19 protein-coding genes are annotated in these 18,551 nt (G+C 68.7%); 13 read left to right on the top strand and 6 right to left on the bottom strand.

The window, feature by feature from the left end; genetic code table 11:
* Window positions 1–380: 380 nt before the first annotated feature.
* The 10 genes from Y706_RS0110275 to asd all read left to right on the top strand — a co-directional run bounded on the left by Y706_RS0110275 (window position 381) and on the right by asd (window position 10,720).
* The gene (locus Y706_RS0110275; RefSeq protein ID WP_028276526.1) at window positions 381–1,079 is read left to right on the top strand and encodes a winged helix-turn-helix transcriptional regulator; all 699 of its coding nucleotides are present in this window, start codon (window positions 381–383) and stop codon (window positions 1,077–1,079) included.
* A gap of 310 nt (window positions 1,080–1,389) precedes the next feature.
* Window positions 1,390–2,412, top strand: coding sequence for a mycothiol synthase (mshD, locus tag Y706_RS24820; RefSeq protein ID WP_043435913.1), 1,023 nt, complete (start codon window positions 1,390–1,392; stop codon window positions 2,410–2,412).
* 89 nt (window positions 2,413–2,501) lie between these two features.
* Window positions 2,502–4,766, top strand: coding sequence for an RNA degradosome polyphosphate kinase (locus Y706_RS0110265; RefSeq protein WP_028276525.1), 2,265 nt, complete (start codon window positions 2,502–2,504; stop codon window positions 4,764–4,766).
* A gap of 11 nt (window positions 4,767–4,777) precedes the next feature.
* Window positions 4,778–5,755, top strand: a complete 978-nt coding sequence (locus tag Y706_RS0110260; protein WP_028276524.1) for an NUDIX hydrolase — start codon at window positions 4,778–4,780, stop codon at window positions 5,753–5,755.
* A 105-nt stretch (window positions 5,756–5,860) separates the two neighbouring features.
* Window positions 5,861–7,480, top strand: coding sequence for a hypothetical protein (locus Y706_RS0110255; protein WP_084476058.1), 1,620 nt, complete (start codon window positions 5,861–5,863; stop codon window positions 7,478–7,480).
* Window positions 7,477–7,878, top strand: coding sequence for a GntR family transcriptional regulator (locus tag Y706_RS0110250; RefSeq protein WP_028276522.1), 402 nt, complete (start codon window positions 7,477–7,479; stop codon window positions 7,876–7,878). Before Y706_RS0110255 ends, Y706_RS0110250 begins: the two co-directional genes overlap by 4 nt.
* Before the next feature lie 33 nt (window positions 7,879–7,911).
* Window positions 7,912–8,715 carry a thymidylate synthase gene (locus Y706_RS0110245; RefSeq protein ID WP_028276521.1) on the top strand — a complete coding sequence of 268 codons (804 nt, stop codon included), beginning with the start codon at window positions 7,912–7,914 and terminating at the stop codon, window positions 8,713–8,715.
* Entirely contained in the window at window positions 8,712–9,305 is a 594-nt protein-coding gene (locus Y706_RS0110240; protein ID WP_028276520.1) for a dihydrofolate reductase, read from the top strand. Before Y706_RS0110245 ends, Y706_RS0110240 begins: the two co-directional genes overlap by 4 nt.
* Window positions 9,305–9,532, top strand: a complete 228-nt coding sequence (locus tag Y706_RS0110235; RefSeq protein WP_028276519.1) for an NF038396 family protein — start codon at window positions 9,305–9,307, stop codon at window positions 9,530–9,532. Before Y706_RS0110240 ends, Y706_RS0110235 begins: the two co-directional genes overlap by 1 nt.
* 45 nt (window positions 9,533–9,577) lie before the next feature.
* Window positions 9,578–10,720 carry an aspartate-semialdehyde dehydrogenase gene (asd, locus tag Y706_RS0110230; RefSeq protein ID WP_043435910.1) on the top strand — a complete coding sequence of 381 codons (1,143 nt, stop codon included), beginning with the start codon at window positions 9,578–9,580 and terminating at the stop codon, window positions 10,718–10,720.
* 69 nt (window positions 10,721–10,789) lie between these two features.
* Here the strand turns inward: asd and Y706_RS0110225 are convergent, their stop codons facing one another.
* Window positions 10,790–11,896, bottom strand: coding sequence for a winged helix DNA-binding domain-containing protein (locus tag Y706_RS0110225; protein WP_043435907.1), 1,107 nt, complete (start codon window positions 11,894–11,896; stop codon window positions 10,790–10,792).
* Between the two features lie 89 nt (window positions 11,897–11,985).
* Here Y706_RS0110225 and Y706_RS0110220 point away from each other — a divergent pair, with 89 nt between their 5' ends.
* A complete protein-coding gene (locus Y706_RS0110220) occupies window positions 11,986–12,534 on the top strand; it encodes a hypothetical protein (protein WP_253906758.1) in 549 nt (182 codons plus the stop codon).
* A gap of 76 nt (window positions 12,535–12,610) precedes the next feature.
* Here the strand turns inward: Y706_RS0110220 and Y706_RS0110215 are convergent, their stop codons facing one another.
* From Y706_RS0110215 to Y706_RS0110200, 4 genes are read right to left on the bottom strand one after another with little or no spacing between them, the layout of a single operon-like run.
* Window positions 12,611–13,678, bottom strand: coding sequence for a UDP-N-acetylmuramate dehydrogenase (locus Y706_RS0110215; RefSeq protein ID WP_028276515.1), 1,068 nt, complete (start codon window positions 13,676–13,678; stop codon window positions 12,611–12,613).
* 56 nt (window positions 13,679–13,734) lie between these two features.
* The gene (locus Y706_RS24815; RefSeq protein WP_253906757.1) at window positions 13,735–15,060 is read right to left on the bottom strand and encodes an MFS transporter; all 1,326 of its coding nucleotides are present in this window, start codon (window positions 15,058–15,060) and stop codon (window positions 13,735–13,737) included.
* 14 nt (window positions 15,061–15,074) lie between these two features.
* The gene (locus Y706_RS0110205; protein WP_028276514.1) at window positions 15,075–15,512 is read right to left on the bottom strand and encodes a MaoC family dehydratase; all 438 of its coding nucleotides are present in this window, start codon (window positions 15,510–15,512) and stop codon (window positions 15,075–15,077) included.
* A 2-nt stretch (window positions 15,513–15,514) separates the two neighbouring features.
* Window positions 15,515–16,006, bottom strand: coding sequence for an FAS1-like dehydratase domain-containing protein (locus tag Y706_RS0110200; protein ID WP_028276513.1), 492 nt, complete (start codon window positions 16,004–16,006; stop codon window positions 15,515–15,517).
* Window positions 16,007–16,202: 196 nt separating this feature from the next.
* On the opposite strand from Y706_RS0110200, the gene Y706_RS0110195 reads away from it, so the two are divergent.
* Window positions 16,203–16,616 (top strand): ArsR/SmtB family transcription factor, encoded by a 414-nt coding sequence (locus Y706_RS0110195; RefSeq protein ID WP_028276512.1) that lies wholly within the window; start codon window positions 16,203–16,205, stop codon window positions 16,614–16,616.
* Window positions 16,613–18,310: a SulP family inorganic anion transporter gene (locus Y706_RS0110190; RefSeq protein WP_028276511.1), complete on the top strand. Its 1,698-nt coding sequence runs from the start codon at window positions 16,613–16,615 to the stop codon at window positions 18,308–18,310. Before Y706_RS0110195 ends, Y706_RS0110190 begins: the two co-directional genes overlap by 4 nt.
* Here Y706_RS0110190 and Y706_RS0110185 read toward each other — a convergent pair.
* Window positions 18,300–18,524 (bottom strand): DUF3188 domain-containing protein, encoded by a 225-nt coding sequence (locus tag Y706_RS0110185; RefSeq protein WP_028276510.1) that lies wholly within the window; start codon window positions 18,522–18,524, stop codon window positions 18,300–18,302. The genes Y706_RS0110190 and Y706_RS0110185 overlap by 11 nt on opposite strands.
* Window positions 18,525–18,551 lie beyond the last annotated feature (27 nt).

The following is an 18,551-nucleotide window of genomic DNA, read 5'->3' as shown; positions in this document are numbered from 1 at the left end:
AAGTAGGGCCAGCCGATACCGATGCCGGCGGCGGCGAGAACCGCGACGGCCAGGAGGACCTCAGGCGAGGCATAGGCTCCGGCGACAATCGCCGCGAGACCGGCCAGGCCGATGATCCCGACGCTCCACGGCTTCACTGTCTGCTCGCCATCGGCAGACCCAGCATGGCCAGACCTTCGCTCACTGCGGACCCCAATTCGACTCGGCTCAATTTCGACGGGCCGCGGGCCCTGACGGTTCAATCCTGCCCTATGTGAACGGTATGTGTCGCAAAAGGAGGCGCCGGAGGTGACGGGACCATGGCCGGAATGGGGCCCTTAGGTATACTCAACATCAGCAACAAGACGCCCAACGATGCGCGGACACCCCTTGGAGGAACAATGTCGCACATCTTGCTATTGACGAACAGCACGGGAACATCCGTGGACGTCCTGCCTGCTCTGGAACTGCTGAACCACCGGGTGCATATCCTTCCGGCCGAGCCCACTGCCCTGCTCGAGACCGACCCCTGCGACATCGTCCTGCTCGATGCCCGCAAGGACCTGGTCGGCGCACGTTCCCTCACCCAGCTGCTCAAGGCCACCGGCCTCAGCGCCCCGTTGATGCTGATCCTCACCGAGGGCGGCATGGCCGCGGTCTCCTCGGCGTGGGCCGTGGACGACATCCTCCTGGAATCCGCGGGCCCGGCAGAAGTCGAGGCGAGGATCCGGCTCGGCGTCGCGCGCGCCGTTCCGGAGAAGGAGGACGTGCCGACCGAAATCCGGGCCGCCGGCGTCGTGATTGACGAGGCCAGCTACACCGCACGGGTCAACGGCGCCGCGCTCAACCTGACCTTCAAGGAATTTGAGCTGCTGAAATACCTGGCCCAGCACCCCGGCCGGGTGTTCACCCGCCAGCAGCTGCTGACCGAAGTCTGGGGCTACGACTACTACGGCGGCACGCGCACCGTGGATGTCCACGTCCGGCGGCTGCGGGCCAAGCTGGGCGCCGACCACGAGAACCTGATCAGCACCGTCCGCAACGTCGGCTACCGCCTGACCCTGGTCCGCCAGCCCGAGGACGAACTGACCGAGGCCTGAGCGCCACGGCCGCCACAACGCGGCGGCGCCGGTACGCAGGCACTGTACACAAGCACTGAACGCAGAAGGCCCCGGACTCTGGAATCCAGAGTCCGGGGCCTTCTTGGCGCACCAAACCATCGGCACAAACTTCTCAGTATCTAGCAGTACTTCTCAGTGGAGGACATACGGGTCGAACGTATCGAGGCCACCCCAGTGGTGGATCCCCCTCGCATCTGGCTCAACGCCGGACGAGATAACGACTATACGGGGCCGTCCGCAGTTCGACAAAATCGGCCGCTGACCCCCATGCACCCGATAGCCTTGCACCATGAGCCCTGCGCACCCGGAAAACTGGCCCGTACACACTGAAAAAGGAACCGTGGACGCCGCGCTGCTGCGGGACGTCGCCGCCCTTGTCGCCGCGGCGGAAGAGTCCGACGGCAATCCGCCGCTGTCCGAACAGACCCTTGTCACGTTGCGCGCCGGCGATACGGGCGAGCACTCGGTGCTTGCCCTGGCCCTCTATGCCCCTGACGACAAGTTGGATCCCGCGACGGCGCAGGACCTGGCCGGCGTCGCCGTCGTCATCGAGGAACCCGACGGCACCGGCATCCTTGAGGTCGCCGTCCATCCCAGCTACCGCAACCAGGGCGTGGGCGACCGCCTGCTGGGCGAACTGAAGACCGTCCGCGGCTTCGCCGGCCTGAAAGCCTGGTCCCACGGAAACCACGAGGCCGCGGCCGACCTCGCAGCCCGCTACGGCTACGGCGCCGTGCGTGAGCTGTGGAAGATGCGGTTGATGACGGCGGCAGCGGCCCTGCCGGAGGCGCACCTCCCGGACGGCGTACAGCTCCGCACCTTCGTGCCCGGCCGGGACGAGGACGGCTGGCTGGCCGCAAACAAGGCCGCATTCGCCCACCACCCGGAGCAAGGCAACATGACGCGGGCCGATCTGGACGCCCGGATGGCCGAACCGTGGTTTGATCCCGCGGGCTTCCTGCTGGCCGTCGACCCGGCGGACCGGATCCTGGGATTCCATTGGACCAAGGTGCACCCCCGGCACGGCGACCACCCCGCAATGGGCGAGGTCTACGTGGTGGGCGTGACCCCCGATGCCCAGGGGTCCGGGCTCGGCAAGGCCCTCACGGTCGCCGGCATCAGGCATCTCCAGGGCCTGGGGCTCCGCGCCGTCATGCTCTACGTCGATGCCGACAACACCCCCGCCGTCGCCCTCTACCGCCGGCTCGGATTCACCCGCTGGGATGTCGATGTGATGTACGCGCCGCTGCCGCAGCAGCCAGCACAGGCCGCCGCTCCCGCGCCGGACGGCGTTAGTCAAGTCGGCGGATAACCGTCCCGGCCCGGGCCGAAACCTGGGGTCATCCGGCCACGATTGCTTGTAAGGTTGAAGCTACATCGCGCCAGCATTGAGGAGACACCATGCCACGGGATACCGCCCGGACATCCACGTCTGAACCAGCAACGCCGGAAAAGGGGGCGCGTCCGGTACGTGCCCGCTTTGGCTCCTCCGAAGTGCCGGCCTCGCGCGCCACGCAGGACCGGATCGATATTCCGGAGTTCGCGCCGAACCCGGAACCGGAAGGCGACATCCGCCCCGACCGGTTTCTGGACCGGGAACTGAGCTGGCTTGCGTTCAACGCGCGGGTCCTGGAATTGGCCGAGGACCCCAACCTGTACCTGCTGGAGCGGGTCAGCTTCCTGTCCATCTTCGCCTCCAACCTGGACGAGTTCTTCATGGTCCGGGTGGCCGGGCTGAAGCGGCGGATCGCCACGGGGCTCGCCGTCCCCTCCCCTGCCGGGCTGAGCCCCATGCAGGTCCTGGAGCAGATCGGGGAGGAGGCCCACCGGCTGCAGCAGCGCCACGCCCGGGTCTACGCCGAACAGATCCGTCCGGCGCTGGCCTATGAGCACATCCACCTGATGCACTGGGAGGAACTCGACTCGCAGGCCAAGGACCAGCTCAGCGCCATGTTCGCGGAAAAAGTTTTCCCGATCCTGACGCCGCTGGCCGTGGACCCGGCGCACCCGTTCCCCTACATCTCCGGGCTGTCCCTGAACCTCGCCGTGGTGGTCCGCAACCCGGTCAGCGACAAGGAGCTCTTCGCCCGTGTCAAGGTCCCTGACCAGCTCCCGCGCCTGATCTCCATCGACGGCGCCCGCGCCGGCTCCGTCCCGGGACGGGTGGCACGGTTCATCGCGCTCGAAGAAGTGATCGCCGTGCACCTGGACCAGCTGTTCGCCGGCATGGAGGTCCTGGAACACCACATCTTCCGCGTGACCCGCAACGAGGACGTCGAGGTCGAAGAGGACGACGCCGAAAACCTGCTGCAGGCCTTGGAGAAGGAACTCCTGCGCCGCCGGTTCGGCCCGCCCGTCCGCCTTGAGGTCACCAATGACATCAACCCGAACATCCGTGCCCTGCTGATCCGCGAGCTCGGCGTCGAGGAATCCGAGGTCTACTCCGTGCCGGCGCCGCTGGACCTGCGCGGACTCTCGGTGATTGCCGGGATCGACCGGGCGGACCTGCACTACCCCAAGCACGTCCCGCACACCTCGCGCTACCTCAACGAATCGGAAACGTCCAAGGCGGCCAACGTTTTTGCCGCCATGCGGCGACGGGACATCCTCCTGCACCACCCGTACGACTCCTTCTCCACGTCGGTCCAGGCGTTCCTGGAACAGGCAGCCGCGGACCCCAAAGTCCAGGCCATCAAACAGACCCTGTACCGCACGTCCGGTGACTCCCCGATTGTCGATGCCCTGATTGACGCCGCCGAGGCCGGCAAGCAGGTCCTGGCGCTCGTGGAGATCAAGGCGCGCTTTGACGAGCAGGCGAACATCTCCTGGGCCCGGAAACTGGAACAGGCAGGCGTCCATGTGGTTTACGGCATCGTGGGGCTCAAGACCCACTGCAAGCTCTCCCTCGTGGTCCGCCAGGAAGTGGACGGCCTGCGCCGCTACTGCCACATCGGCACTGGCAACTACCACCCCCGCACGGCCCGCTACTACGAGGATCTGGGCCTGCTGACGGCGAACGAACAGGTCGGCGAAGACCTTTCGAAGCTGTTCAACCAGCTCTCCGGCTACGCGCCGAAGTCCACGTTCAAGAGGCTGCTCGTGGCGCCGCGCTCGGTCCGTTCCGGGCTGATCGACAGGATCGAAACCGAGATCAGGAACGCCCGGGCCGGCATCCCCGCCCGCGTCCAGATCAAGGTCAATTCGATGGTGGACGAAGCCATCATCGATTCCCTGTACCGCGCGTCCCAGGCCGGAGTGCAGGTGGATGTCATTGTCCGCGGCATCTGCTCCCTGCGGCCCGGCGTTCCCGGCCTGAGCGAGAACATCACGGTCCGCTCCGTGCTGGGCCGCTTCCTGGAACACTCCCGCGTCTTCGCGTTCGCCAATGCCGGCGACCCGGTGGTTTACATCGGCTCGGCCGACATGATGCACCGCAACCTCGACCGCCGGGTTGAAGCCCTCGTGCAGCTGACGAGCGGCGACGACACGAGCTATGTCCTGGACTTGCTCAACCGCTACATGGTGCCCGAAACGGCGAGTTGGCATTTGGACAAGCAGGGTGAATGGACCCGCCACCACCTGGCGGAAGACGGCCAGGACCTCAAGGACGTGCAGTCCTGGCTGCTCGCCTCCCGTTCGCGCCAGCGCTCGACCAGCCTGCGGTAGGGATCGTGAGTGTGAGCAGCGATGCACTGGTTGCGGACCAGGCTGACCAACCCGGTGAAGAGGTTTCCGTCACGGCGGCGGGCGCCATCCCGTGGCGCCTCAATTCGGTAAACAAGGACCAGCTCGAGGTCCTGCTGATCCACCGTCCGCGGTATGACGACTGGTCCTGGCCGAAGGGCAAAATCGACGCCGGCGAGACCATCCCGGAGTGCGCCGTGCGCGAGGTGGAGGAGGAGATCGGGCTCACCGCCCCCCTGGGGATCCCGCTCCCGCCCATCCACTACCATGTGGCGGCCGGGCTGAAGGTGGTCCACTACTGGGCGGTCGACGTCGACGGCGCCGCCTTGATCCCGGACGGCACGGAAGTCGACAGCGTCATGTGGTGCCCGCCCGAGAAGGCCGCCCGCCTCCTGAGCAACCCGAGCGACATCGAGCCGCTGCAGCACCTGGTGAACGCCCACGACCGCGGGGAGCTGGCGACCTGGCCGCTGCTGATCGTGCGCCACGCGAAGGCCAAGCCCCGCTCGTCCTGGTCCAAGGCCGAGGGCGACCGTCCGCTGGCCGCCACCGGCATGCGGCAGGCGCAGTCGGTGGGGCGGCTCCTGCAGGCGTGGAAGCCCGCGCGGATCGTTTCAAGCCCGTGGCTGCGGTGCGTGGCCACCATCGCGCCCTACGCCAAGGCGGCCGACGCCAAGGTCAAGCTCAACGAGGCCCTCACCGAGCACCGGCACAGCCGCAGCCCGCACAAGACGGCAGCCGTCGTCGAGGGATTGTTCGACAAGCAGCGGGCCGTGGCGCTGTGTACGCACCGTCCGGCCCTGCCCACGGTCCTGAAGCAACTCGCGAAGCACATGAACTCCCGGCTGCGGGACCTGCTGCCGTCCTCGGACCCGTTCCTGGCGCCGGGCGAGATCGTGGTCTGCCACGTCGCCCGCGGCAGCAAGAAAAAAGTGGTCGCGGTGGAGCGGTTCAGGCCGTTCGACGACTGAGGTCCTTGACCCCGGGGGGCCCCAAGCCTAGTTTGTATCAATAGCTTGATACATTACTGCTGAATCTCGGGGGATTCCGTGCCGGTCCTGTTGAACGTGCCGCCGATGCTGTTGCTCGGCCCGGCGATCGCCGCCCTGCTGGTGTATGCCGTTCTGCGGTGGGTGATCTGGGCTCCCGGGACCGGAACGTCGCCGCAAACAGTGTCGGAGCACGGGCTGTGGGTAGGTGTGATCGGCTGGCTCGCGAGCTCACTCCAGGGCGCCATGACCCTGGGCATCATCCCGGCCAATCCGTCAGCGTCCGCCGTGGTGGGCGCCGACTCGATCATCCCGGCGCTGGCATGGCCGGTCCTGGGCTGCCTGGGCGTGCATGCCCTGGGACAGGTCAGCTACCCGGGTCCGTGGCGAATGCGGCGGCAGGCCGTGCTGTCCGTGCGGCGCATCAAAGACTTCCTGCCCCGCAGGCTGGCATTGACCACGGCTGCGATCTTCGTCTCGGCTGCCGCGGCCATCGCCCGGACTGCCACGCTGCCCGGGTTCGCGGCCGTGGCTCCCACTACGGTCAGCGACGGCGCGTACGGCTACTACAACAGCGGCGGCGACGGCCGTATCCCCGGACCGGAGGTGGCCGCATGGCTCGGCGGCGCCCTGCTGGTGCTGGCCGTCGGCACGTGGCTGGTTTTGTGGCTGATCGGCCGCCGCCGACAGTTGGAGTCCCTTGACGCGGCGGACAACGCTGTACTGCGGACCATCGCGATGAACCGGCTGCTGCGCACAGTGTCCACAGTGGCTGCCGGCTTGGCAGTCATCGCGGGGAACTTCGCGGCCCGTCCCGATCCGGCCCAGCAAACGGGATCGTGGACGAACTTCGCCGGCCTCGCGGCGACCGTGGTTCTGCTCGTGATGTGGTGGTGGCGGCCGCCTCGGCTTGCTTCCGCCGGGCTGGGCGTCCGGAACCGGCCGGAATCAGGGATCGCCACCGGCCGCCAGCACCCGGCCGCCAGGCTGGTCTCCTCACTTGGAGCGCTCCTGGGCCTCGCGGCCGCCGTGCCGCTGGTCGCCGGAGCCTTCCTCGCCCCCGTGATCATGGCGGCCGCCGGCTACGGACTTGCGGGACTCGTGGCCCTAATGGGCATCTGCGTCCTGCTGGTCATCGCCGGAGGCGAGCTGGTCCTGCAGCGCAACTATGGATCGCCCGAGGCGCCGCGCACCTGGCCCCGGCAGCCGGTCAACGCCGCCCTGCTGACCACGGCGGTCCTGGCGCTGCTGGTCTTCCTGGCAGCCCTCGCCGTCACCGCCGCGGGGCGGGCCCTGCTGGCCGAAGATCCCGGCTGGGTTCCGGTTGCGCTGCTCACGGCCGGGACCTGCGTTGCCGCCCTGCCGGCGTTCCTCCGGGCCCGGTCCCGCCAGGGCGTCCGCGACGCCCCGCGCGGTCTGGACGCCGCGCTGCGCGCCATCACTGTCCACCGCGTCGTGCGGACCCTCGCCGCAACCCTCACGGCCCAGGCCGGTGTCCTGCTGCTGACCCAGACCAACGCCTGGGCGGCGGTGTTCGGGCCGGACGCGTTCGGCGACGCCGTCGATCCGGCCGCCGGATCGTGGTGGCCCGCGACCCTGGCCGGCGCTGTCCTGGCCGCCAGTGCCGTGCTCATCGCCATCATCCCCGTGGGCGGCCTGGCCCGGAAGACCCCGGCTCCCCTGCCGCGGAAGGAAGTCGCCGCGTGAGGGCGGGCATCGCCATCAACCTGCGTTCGCCGGTTCCCCCCTTCGAGCAGATCCGGACCCAGATCGCCTCCCTCATCAGCCTCGGGACGCTTGCAGCGGGAACCCGGCTGCCAACCGTCCGCAGCCTCGCGTCGGACTTGGGCCTCGCTGCCGGGACAGTCGCGCGGGCCTACAAGGAACTCGAACTGGCCGGACTGGTCGAAACCCGGCGGCGCAACGGCACGGTGGTCGCCGGCAGCCAGCCGATCCTGCCCCCGCCCGCACCTCCGCCGGGCACGGTCCCGGTGGAGGTGATCGCCGCCGTCGACCGCTGCATTGCGGAAGGCCGCACTGCCGGGCTCGACGACGCGGCACTGCTGGCGATCCTGCGGGCGAGGCAGGGCGGGTCACACAAATAAGGAGAGCCGGCGAGTTCTCAGTAGACTGGAACGGTGAGCATCCCTACGCCCTATGAAGACCTCCTGCGCGACGTCCTCGAGCACGGCACGCACAAATCGGACCGCACCGGCACCGGCACCCTGAGTGTTTTTGGCCGCCAGCTCCGCTTCGACCTGAGCAAGAGCTTCCCGCTGATCACCACCAAGCGGGTGCATTTCAAGTCCGTGGCGGTGGAGCTGCTCTGGTTCCTCCGCGGCGACACGAACGTCAAATGGATGCAGGACCAGGGCGTCACCATCTGGGACGAATGGGCCGACGCCGACGGCGAACTCGGTCCCGTTTACGGGGTCCAGTGGCGTTCCTGGCCCACGCCCGACGGCGGCCACATCGACCAGATCGCCGAACTCATCATGAACCTGAAGTCCAACCCGGATTCGCGCCGGCACATCGTCTCGGCCTGGAACGTCTCCGAACTCAAGGACATGGCCCTGCCCCCATGCCACGCGTTCTTCCAGTTCTACGTGGCGGACGGCAAGCTTTCGTGCCAGCTGTACCAGCGGTCGGCGGACACTTTCCTGGGCGTGCCCTTCAACATCGCGTCCTACGCCTTGCTGACACGCATGATCGCGCAGCAGACCGGCCTGGAACCGGGCGAATTCGTCTGGACCGGCGGGGATGTCCACATCTACGACAACCACATGGACCAGGTCCTCAAGCAGCTCGCCCGCGAGCCCTACGACTACCCCCAGCTGAACATCACCCGCAAGCCGGACTCCATCTTCGACTACACCCTCGAGGACTTCGAGGTGGTCGGCTACCAGCACCACCCGACGATTAAGGCCCCGATAGCCGTATGAGCAACGACAACACCGCGGGCGTGCAGCCCGGCGATTTCACGGAGCAACTCCGAGCGTCCACCACTGGCCTCGGGCTCGTCTGGGCCCAGACCAGCACCGGGGTGATCGGCCAGGCCGGCGACATGCCGTGGCACCTGCCCGAAGACATGTCGCACTTCAGCCGCCTCACCACCGGCCACCCGGTCATCATGGGACGCAAGACCTGGGAATCATTCCCGGACAAGTACCGCCCCCTGCCCGACCGGACGAACATCGTCATCACCCGCCAGGCCGCCTGGCGGGACACCCCCGGCGCGGAAGGCGCCGTCGCGGTGGCGTCGCTCGATGACGCGTTGCTTGAATCCCAGTTCGTGGCCGGCCATGAGACCGTGTGGATCATCGGCGGCGGCGAAATCTTTGCCCAGTCTCTGGACCTTGCCGACGTCGCCGTCGTCACCACCATCGACACCAGCGCCGAAGGGGACACCTTCGCTCCGGAACTCGGCTACGACTGGACCGTCTCGGCCAGCCTCCCGGCCAACGGCTGGCTGACCTCCGCCAACGGCACCCGCTACCGGATCACGCTGTGGCGCCGGACGGAGGCCAAGTAATGCTGAGGAAGCCAGAAACACTCTTTGTCCTGGGGTACATGCTCCTGCCCCTGCTCGCACTGCTCTCCGCGGTCGTGGGGCTGACCATGATCCTGGGCGGCAACAAGATCCTCGGGGCGATCGTGCTGGTGGTGGTGACCCAGGTCTTCACGTTCGGGGCGGTTTTCGCGCTGCGCCGGCGCAAGGCGGCACTGCTGGAAGAGCCCCGCGGCGACTATAACGCGTGACGTAACCGACTGCGCCGGGCGGGCCGCGAAGTCTAAACTGGGCCCATGACTACAGCAGCTACCCCGTCCGTCGGCCTGGTTGGTTGGCGTGGCATGGTCGGTTCCGTCCTCATGCAGCGCATGCAGGATGAGGGCGACTTCGCCAACATCAACCCGGTCTTCTTCTCCACCTCGAACGCGGGCGGTGCCGCCCCGGCCCTGGCCGGCGCCGCTGCGGGCGCCGCCGGCAAGCTTGAGGACGCGTTCGACCTCGAGACGCTGGCGAAGCTGCCCATTATTGTCACCGCCCAGGGCGGGGACTACACCAAGCAGGTCCACGGCGAGCTCCGCAGCCGAGGCTGGGACGGCCTCTGGATCGATGCCGCCTCCACGCTGCGCATGAATGAGGATTCCATCATCGTGCTGGACCCCATCAACCGGGACGTCATCGACGCCGGCCTCTCCGGCGGGGTGAAGGACTACGTCGGCGGCAACTGCACCGTGTCCTGCATGCTGATGGGCCTGGGCGGGCTCTTCAAGAACGACCTGGTCGAATGGGGCACCTCCATGACGTACCAGGCGGCCTCCGGCGGCGGGGCACGCCACATGCGTGAACTGCTGAACCAGTTCGGCAGCCTCAACGCCGAGGTCAGCACCGAACTGGACGACCCGGCGTCGGCGATCCTCGAAATCGACCGCAAGGTCCTGGCACACCAGCGCGCCGGCATCGACGCCACTCAGTTCGGCGTTCCGCTGGCCGGTTCCCTGATCCCCTGGATCGACGCGGACCTCGGCAACGGCCAGTCCAAGGAGGAATGGAAGGCCGGAGTGGAGACGAACAAGATCCTTGGCACCTCCGCCGCCAACCGCGTCGTCATGGACGGCCTGTGCATCCGGATCGGTGCGATGCGCTCCCACTCCCAGGCCCTGACCCTGAAGCTGCGCGAGGACCTCCCGGTCGCCGAGATCGAGAAGCTCGTGGACGCGGACAACCAGTGGGCCCGCGTGGTGCCAAACACCAAGGAAGCCTCGATGGCCGAGCTCACGCCCGTGGCGGCCTCCGGCACCCTGGACATTCCGGTGGGCCGGATCCGCAAGCTTGAGATGGGTCCGCAGTACATCAGCGCGTTCACGGTGGGCGACCAGCTGCTGTGGGGCGCCGCGGAGCCGCTGCGGCGCATGCTCCGCATCGCCACCGGAAACCTCTAGGAGCCCGTCCGGGACACGCATACGGGCGGACGTTCAGACACCCCTTCAGGCGGAAGTTCCGGCACCTGTTCAGGCGCCAAGGAATCTGCGGTATTTCGCGGCCTGCAGCCCAAAAGACTTCTGGGCGGCGGGCCGCAGCCCGTTAACAGGGTCGAAGGGTTCGGGCACGACGCCGGCTCCCCTGCGGCCCGGCGGCCCTGCCCAGGTGCCGATCACGCCGCCGCCGGCCACAATGGTCTTCTTGAACACGCCGTTGCCGCCGGGGACGATCTTGTCGGCATGCTCCGGCGGCAGCACGAGGGACCGGTCCGCGTAGCCGAGCAGGAATTCATCGAACCCCGGCAGCGCCAGCACCGTGCGCTGACCGGGGACGCCGTCGTCGAGCAGCGCGGCTGTCTCTGCAGAGAGCCAGTAGCTGGTCCCCTCAAACTCCAGCTCCGCCAGCTGGTCCGACACCCGGGCCAGGGCCGCCCGGGTTTCCGTCAGCGGAATGCCGGCCCACCAGGCAAAATCACGTTCCGTGGCGGGGCCGTGACTGCGAAAGTAGCGCAGCAGCCATTCGGCGATGCCGTCGGAACGGTCCACGGTCCGCGACTCGGTGATCCAGTCGCCAAAGGCCACGACCAGCTGCTGGTTGCCGGCCAGCGGCCCCTGCACCAGCAACCCCCGCTGGCACAGGATCCCGAGCAGATGGATGCCGCGCTGGCCCGCCGTGGACTGACCCGCCCGTTCGAAGGCCTGGAACAGCTCCGCCCGGCTGGCAGCTCCTCCAGAGACCAGCTGCAGGGCTGTTGCCGCGGCGGCGTCGACGTCCGCTGCCGTGATCTCGAGCTCCCGGTGGCGCCGGGCCAGGCCCTGGATCAGCCGGTCGGAGGTGATGGCCAGCATCCATTTCAAGTCCTCGGGTGCCAGCACGTGCAAAGTACCGCGCATTGGCCAGGAACGGACGATCTCCGCCCGGTCCAGCGCCCCGCGGACGTCTTCGGCGCGGGAACCCGGCACACGCTGGCCGACGGCCCAGAGCACGGCCTGCAGGTCCTGGGCCTGCATCGCCGTCATGCCGCGGACAGCGTCGGGGACGGACCGAAACCCCGGTCCCAGCAGTCCCTGGGCGGCCAGCCGCAGCCTGCCGATGATTCCGGGGCCAAGCCGGCGGATGCCCGTCACTGCTGCCATGGAACCATGGTAAGCCGCCTGTGTTGCCTGTCGGGTTGTTGCCCGGCTGTTCCCAGCCGCCATCCAGCAGGCTTCCCTACCCTTGAATCATGACTATGAGTGAGGTGTGGCCGCTGCTGCGGCCCCTGTGCCGGAAGCTGGCCCTGTTGGGCTGGGCGTCCAGCGCCGCCGGCATGGCTGCCGGGCTCGCCGTCGCCATCGCCAGCGGTACCCGGCTCTCGCCCATGATGAGCACCCTGCAGCTGGTGGCCGCCTTGTCCATGGCGGTGTCCGTGGCCAGCTTCGTCACGGCCGCGGCGTTGCAGCCGCGGGCACGGTCACGGTCTCAGTCACAGCCTCAGTCACGGTCTCAGGCACGGGTGCAGGCGGCTGTGAAGCACGGCAGCATTGCCCCGCAGGGCCGGGAGCTCCAGCTCGACTATGGCGGCGAATTTCCGGCCACCGTGCAGGCCTTCCTGCTCGGCTCCCTGGCGTTCCTCGCCGGCGCCGTGGCGTTTGCGTGCGCCGGACTGGTGCTGCAAAGCGGGCCCAGCGTCCAGTCCGTGGCGTTCTGCCAGGTCTTCCTGCTCGGGGCCGCGGCCTCGGGTTTCACCTTCATGCTTTTCAGCAAGGTGGCACCCCGCCACACGGAACCGTAGCCGGGGCGCGGGACGCCCTGCCGGCGCTGCCCGGCCTTGCCCGGGCGGCGGCCCTTTTCCCGGGGCCGGACCTTCCCTAGAGATCGACGCCGATCAGCAGCGGCTCCGGGTGCAGTTCAATGCCGAAACGTTCGGCGACGCCGTGGCGGACCTCGCGCGCGACGGCCAGCATGTCCGCCGCGCTCGCCCCTCCCCTGTTAGTGATGGCGAGGGTGTGCTTGGTGGACAGCGAGGCCCGGCCGCCCGAGACGCTGTCCGGGTCCAGGCCGAAGCCCTTGGCGAACCCGGCCTGGTCGATGAGCCACGCCGCCGAGAGCTTGGTCAGCCCGTCCGCACCGGCGGGGTAACGCGGGGCCTCCTGAGGCAGCCGTGCCGCGACGTCCTCGGTCACGATCGGGTTCGTGAAAAAGGATCCCGTGGAGTAGGTGTCACGGTCGTCCGCGTCCCAGACCATGCCCTTGGACGCCCGGAGCCGCAGCACCTCGCGCCGGACGTCGGTGGAGTAGGCCCGCTGGCCCTGCTCGACGCCGAGCACCCGGGCGAGTTCGGCGTAGCGGACCGGGGCGCTCTTCCGGCCGAGCGGGAGCTGGAATTCCACGGTGAGCACCACATAGCGCGGTGAGCCGTTGACGGTGGTCTGCTTCAGGATGGAGTCCCGGTAGCCGAACTTGAGTTCGGAATTCGTGAAGGTCTTCACCGCGTTGCGTTCCCGGTCCCAGGTGCGCACGACGGCGATCGTCTGGGAGACGTCGGCCCCGTAGGCGCCGACGTTCTGCACGGGGGTGGCGCCCGTGGCACCGGGGATTCCGGAGAGCGCTTCGACGCCGGACCAGGCATGCTTCACGGCGTGTTCAACGAAGGCGTCCCAGTTGTGGCCGGCCTGGACCACCACCGCGACGCCGCCGCAGGAGTCCTCGGCGTCGACGGTGAACCCCTCGGAGGCGATCTTCAGCACCGTGCCGGGGAACCCGGCGTCGGACACCAACAGGTTGGAGCCGCCGCCGATGATCAGCAGGGACTGGCCGGCGGCGTCCGCGGTGCGCACGGCGTCGATGATCGCGGCCTCGGTGCGGGCCTCGATGTAGCTGCCGGCGGGGCCGCCGACGGCGGAGGTGGTCAGGGCGGAGAGCTGGATCTGGGTCACCTGACCAGCCTAGCCGGGATCATCAGCCCGCCTAAGCCGGTGCCGGCCGCACCTGGCTAGCTGCTCTGTCCCGGCAAGGGCACGGGCGCGGGGAGTTTACGGGTCACCGGGGAGAGCAGGAAACTGACGATCAGCATCACCATCACGGCCAGCAGCGAGTGGAGAATGCCGACGTGCTCGGCCAGCAGACCCAGCAGCGGCGGCCCGCACAGGAACGCTCCGTAGCCGATCGTGGACACCACGGACACCCGCGCGGCGGCCTTGACGGGATCGTCGGCCGCGGCGGACATGCCGACCGGGAAGCCCAGGGACGCGCCGAGTCCCCAGATGGCCAGGGCCACGTAGGCCAGCCACGGTACCGGTGCGAAGACGAACAGGCCGAGGCCCAGAACCGCCAGCGCGGCGCACCAGCGCATCACCGGGACCCGGCCGAAGCGGTCCAGGACCAGGGTGCCGGCGAAGCGGCCGATGGTCATGAAGGTGACGAACAGCCCGTACCCGGCGGCTCCGGCGGCGTCGGTCTGGCCGTGGCCGTCGGCCAGCGCCAGCGCCACCCAGTCCCCCGCCGCTCCTTCGGCCAGGGCCAGCCCGAGGACCAGCACGCCCAGCAGCAGGGTGCGCCTGTCACGCCAGGCCTGGGCGATGAGGCGTTTGTTGTCCAAGGGCGGCTCCGGGACCGCGTCCGTCTGCCGGACGATCGGGATGGGCCCGGTGGAAGGATCCTCGAAGGTATCTGTCCCGGACGCTTTGAAGGGCTGCTCCGCCTCGAGGGGCGTGATGTCCGCCCGGAACCAGGCCGCCGCGATGGTCACCGAGCCGGCCACGAGCAGGCCCACCACGGCCAGGTGCAGGAAGACCGGGATCCCGGCGGCGGCAGCCCAGGCGCCCAGCCCGGCGCCCGCCACAGTGCCCAGGCTGAAGGAGCCGTGCAGCCGGGGCATGATGTGCCGCCGGACGGCGCGTTCCACCGCCGCCCCTTCGACGTTGGACGCGGTGTTCCAGCTGGCGGTGCCCAGCCCGATGATTGCCAGACCCGCGGCAACCGCCACCGGGCTGGCGAGCACCGAGGTGCCGAAGCCTGCCAGCGCCAGCCCGAATCCGACCATGATGCTGCCGATCCGGATGGTGCGCTTGGAGCCAAGGCGAAGAACAATCAGGCCCGAGGCGGACACGGACACGAAGGATCCCGCCGTCATGCAGAGCAGGAGCAGCCCGATGGTGCCGGGAGTCAGGTCCAGGCCGTCGCGGATGGCCGGCAGCCGGGACACCCAGGTGGAGAATGCGATTCCGCTCGCGGCGTAGGCCACCACCACGGCGTTTCGCCAGTGCGTGATCTCGGCGGGCGGGACGAAGACTTCCTTGGTCACAGCAGCCAGATTCACAGCAACGCCATGGGCTAGGCCACCCTGACGACGGCCTGGGCCTTGACGAGGACCTTCTGGGCGGCCGAGACGACCGTGAGGTCGACGCGGGCGGTGCCGGCGTCGGCGTCGAGGGCCCCGATGGCCCCGCTGACCTCGATCACGGCACCGGACTCCGGTGTCCCCGTCGTGTCGGCGACGGGAACCGGCTTGGTAAAGCGGGTCTGGAAGTCGACGACGGCGGCGGGATCGCCGGCCCAGTCGGTCACGAGCTGGACGGCCGCACCCATGGTGAACATGCCGTGCGCGATCACGCCCGGCAGACCGACGCCGGTGGCGAAGGCCTCGTTCCAGTGGATCGGGTTGAAGTCACCGGATGCGCCTGCGTACTTGACGAGGTCGGTGCGGGTGACGGTAATGCTGCGGCTGCCAATGTCCTGGCCGACCGTGAGTGCTGCGATGTCGATGCTCATGGCTACTGTCCCTCTCCGCGGACCAGGATGGACGAGGTGGTGGTGGCGACCGGCTCCCGGACACCGGTGGCATCGCCGGCGGCGCCGGTGGCATCGCCGGGGGCCAGGGCGAAGATTTCCGAGCGGGTGGTGATCATGGCTCCGCCGCCCATGGCGCGGACGCCGTCGACGTGCAGTTCGGCGACCAACCGGTCCCCCGCGATGATCGGGCGGTGGTGCGTGAACCGCTGGTCGGCGTGGACCACGCGGGAGAAGTCGATCCCGGATTCCGGATCCTCGATCAGCTGCGCGTCGGCTCGCTGCGCGACGATAATGGCGAAGGTCGGCGGCGCCACGAGGTCGCTGTGACCCAGCGCCTCGGCGGCGGCAACATCGAAGTGGGCAGGGTGGGTGGCTTTGACCGCGCGCGCGAACTCGCGGATCTTCTCGCGGCCGACGTCATACACCTCTGCGGCAGGGTAGCTGCGCCCCTGCAGGTCCGGATTGATAGTCATGGTTCCAGCCTATCGCCACGCCCGGAGCCGTCCGGCTTCGTGACAGGGTGCGCGCCGGGAACCGGACGGGCACAGACGGGCGCTCCGGCGGGTCTTGACCGGCGCGATATGATGAAAACATCAATCCATCAATCCGAATCGCCGAGGGCGCCGCCGCACCGCGCCGCGAACGGATGCGAGAAAGTGTTTCCCCGCCATGATCTCCGCCGCGCAGACCCCCCTGTATGAAATCAAGGCCAACCTGTTCAAAGCCCTGGCGCACCCGGCCCGAATCCGGATCCTCGAGCTTCTGGCGGCCGCGCCGGACAATACGGCGCCGGTCAGTTACCTGCTCGCCGAGACGGGGCTGGAGCCCTCGCACCTGTCCCAGCATCTGGGCACGCTGCGCCGGCACGGTGTGGTGACGTCGGTCCGGACGGCGAATGTCGTGACCTACCGGCTGACTCATCCCAAGATCAAGGAGCTGCTCGCGATTGCCCGGGTCTTCCTGCTGGACACCCTCGCCGGTTCCAGCGAACAGCTCCGGATAGCGCAGGAGCTGCCGGCAGGCCACCTCGACCGCGCGGGCGACGCCGACAGTACCGGCCACCTCGACGCCGCGGCAACGTGAGCGCGGCACAGGCAGCAGATCCGGCGACGACATCTGCCACGGCACGGGGACGCTTCGCCCGGTTTGTGCCGTCCCGCCGCGACTACGAGCTCTTGAGGTCCGCCTGGAAGACGGACCTGTTCGCCGGCATCACGGTGGGCATTGTGGCGCTCCCCCTGGCCCTGGCCTTCGGGGTCAGTTCCGGGGTCGGGGCGGAGGCCGGACTCATCACCGCGGTGGTGGCAGGACTTGTCGCCGCCGTCATGGGCGGATCCAACGTCCAGGTCTCTGGCCCGACCGGCGCCATGGTGGTGGTCCTGGCCCCGGTGGTCGCCGTCCACGGCGTCGGCAGCATTGCCCTGGTCTCTGTATTGGCCGGGCTGCTGGTCGTGGTCCTCGGCGCCAGCGGGCTGGGCCGGGCCGTCGCGTTCATCCCGTGGCCGGTCGTGGAGGGTTTCACACTCGGTATCGCCGCCATCATTTTCCTCCAGCAGGTTCCCTTGGCCACGGGCACCGAGGGAACGCCGGGCCACAACACGCTCCTGGCCGCCGTCGAGAGCGCGTCGCAGGCCACCATGCCGACCGTGCTGGAAACGCTCGCGGTGATGGCATGCGTCGCGGCCGTGATGTACCTGCTGCCCAGGCTGAACAAGGCCCTGCCCGCGAGCCTGATCGCAGTGCTGCTCACCACCGCGGCGTCGGAGATGCTGGCGCTGGACATACCGCGGATCGGCGCGCTTCCGCACTCCCTGCCGGCGCCCTCGATGCCCTCTGTCGATCCGGCCGCGCTGGGAGGCCTGCTGATGCCGGCCGTGTCCATCGCGACGCTCGCCGCCATCGAATCCCTGCTCTCGGCCCGGGTGGCCGCCGGCATGGTCGGCCCCGACGGCCGTCCGTCCGGCGCGTACAGCCCGGACCGGGAGCTCACCGGCCAGGGGCTGGCCTCGATCGCTGCCGGATTCTTCGGCGGCATGCCCGCGACGGGCGCGATCGCCCGGACCGCCGTGAACGTCCGTTCCGGGGCCAAGACCCGGCTCTCCGCGGTGGTGCACGCCCTGGTGCTGCTGGCCATCATCTACCTGGCGGCGGGGCTCGTCGGCAGGATCCCGCTGGCGGCGCTGGCCGGCATCCTCATGGTCACGGCCGTCCGCATGGTCTCGCGGCACACCGTCACGGCGATTTTGCGCTCCACCCGGGCCGACGCCGCGGTGTTCGTGGTCACCGCCCTCATTACCGTCGCCTTCGACCTCATTGTGGCCATCCAGATCGGACTCGCCGCGGCCGCCGTGTTCACGCTGCGGACATTCGCTTCGCTGAGCGGGGTCCGGCGCGAGGACATCCCGGGGCCGCCGGTTCCGGGCGACGAGCACATCGCCATCTTCCGGCTCGACGGGGCCATGTTTTTCGGTGCAGCGGAGCGGGTCCTGCAGGAGATCAGCCAGGTCCGGGACATCCAGGTGGCCGTCATCCGGCTCTCCCAGCTGCGGATGCTGGACGCCACGGGCGCCCACATGCTCGTTGAGGTGGTCTCCGCGCTGGAGCTGCGCGGGGTCACGGTCCTGCTGAAGGGGGTCCAGCCGCAGCATCTGGAGCTCGTGACCAATGTGGGGGTCATCCGCTCACTGCGGCATCACAAGCACCTGTTCACATCCCTCCCGGACGCGGTGGAGCATGCCCGGAGCCATGTGGTGCGGAACGCGGCCGCTAGCGCTTGAGGTTTTTCCGGATCGCCTGGCCGCGGACCACAAGCCCGGCAATGTGCAGGATCAGGCCGAGTCCGATCACTGCCAGTGAGGCGAGGGCAAGGGGCTGGTTGCCGGTGCTGTTGCCCACCACGCTGAGGATGATGCCGAGGGCGATCAGGCCCATGGCGCTGAAGACGAGCACCTTGTAGGTGGTTGACGCGGTGGCCCAAAATTCATTCAGCACCGTGCCAGTCTACCGGGGCGGGCGGAC

Origin of the sequence: Arthrobacter sp. I3 (assembly GCF_000520575.1) — a bacterium.
GTDB classification, from domain to species: domain Bacteria; phylum Actinomycetota; class Actinomycetes; order Actinomycetales; family Micrococcaceae; genus Arthrobacter; species Arthrobacter humicola_A.
This window is presented reverse-complemented; position numbering and strand designations above follow the sequence as displayed.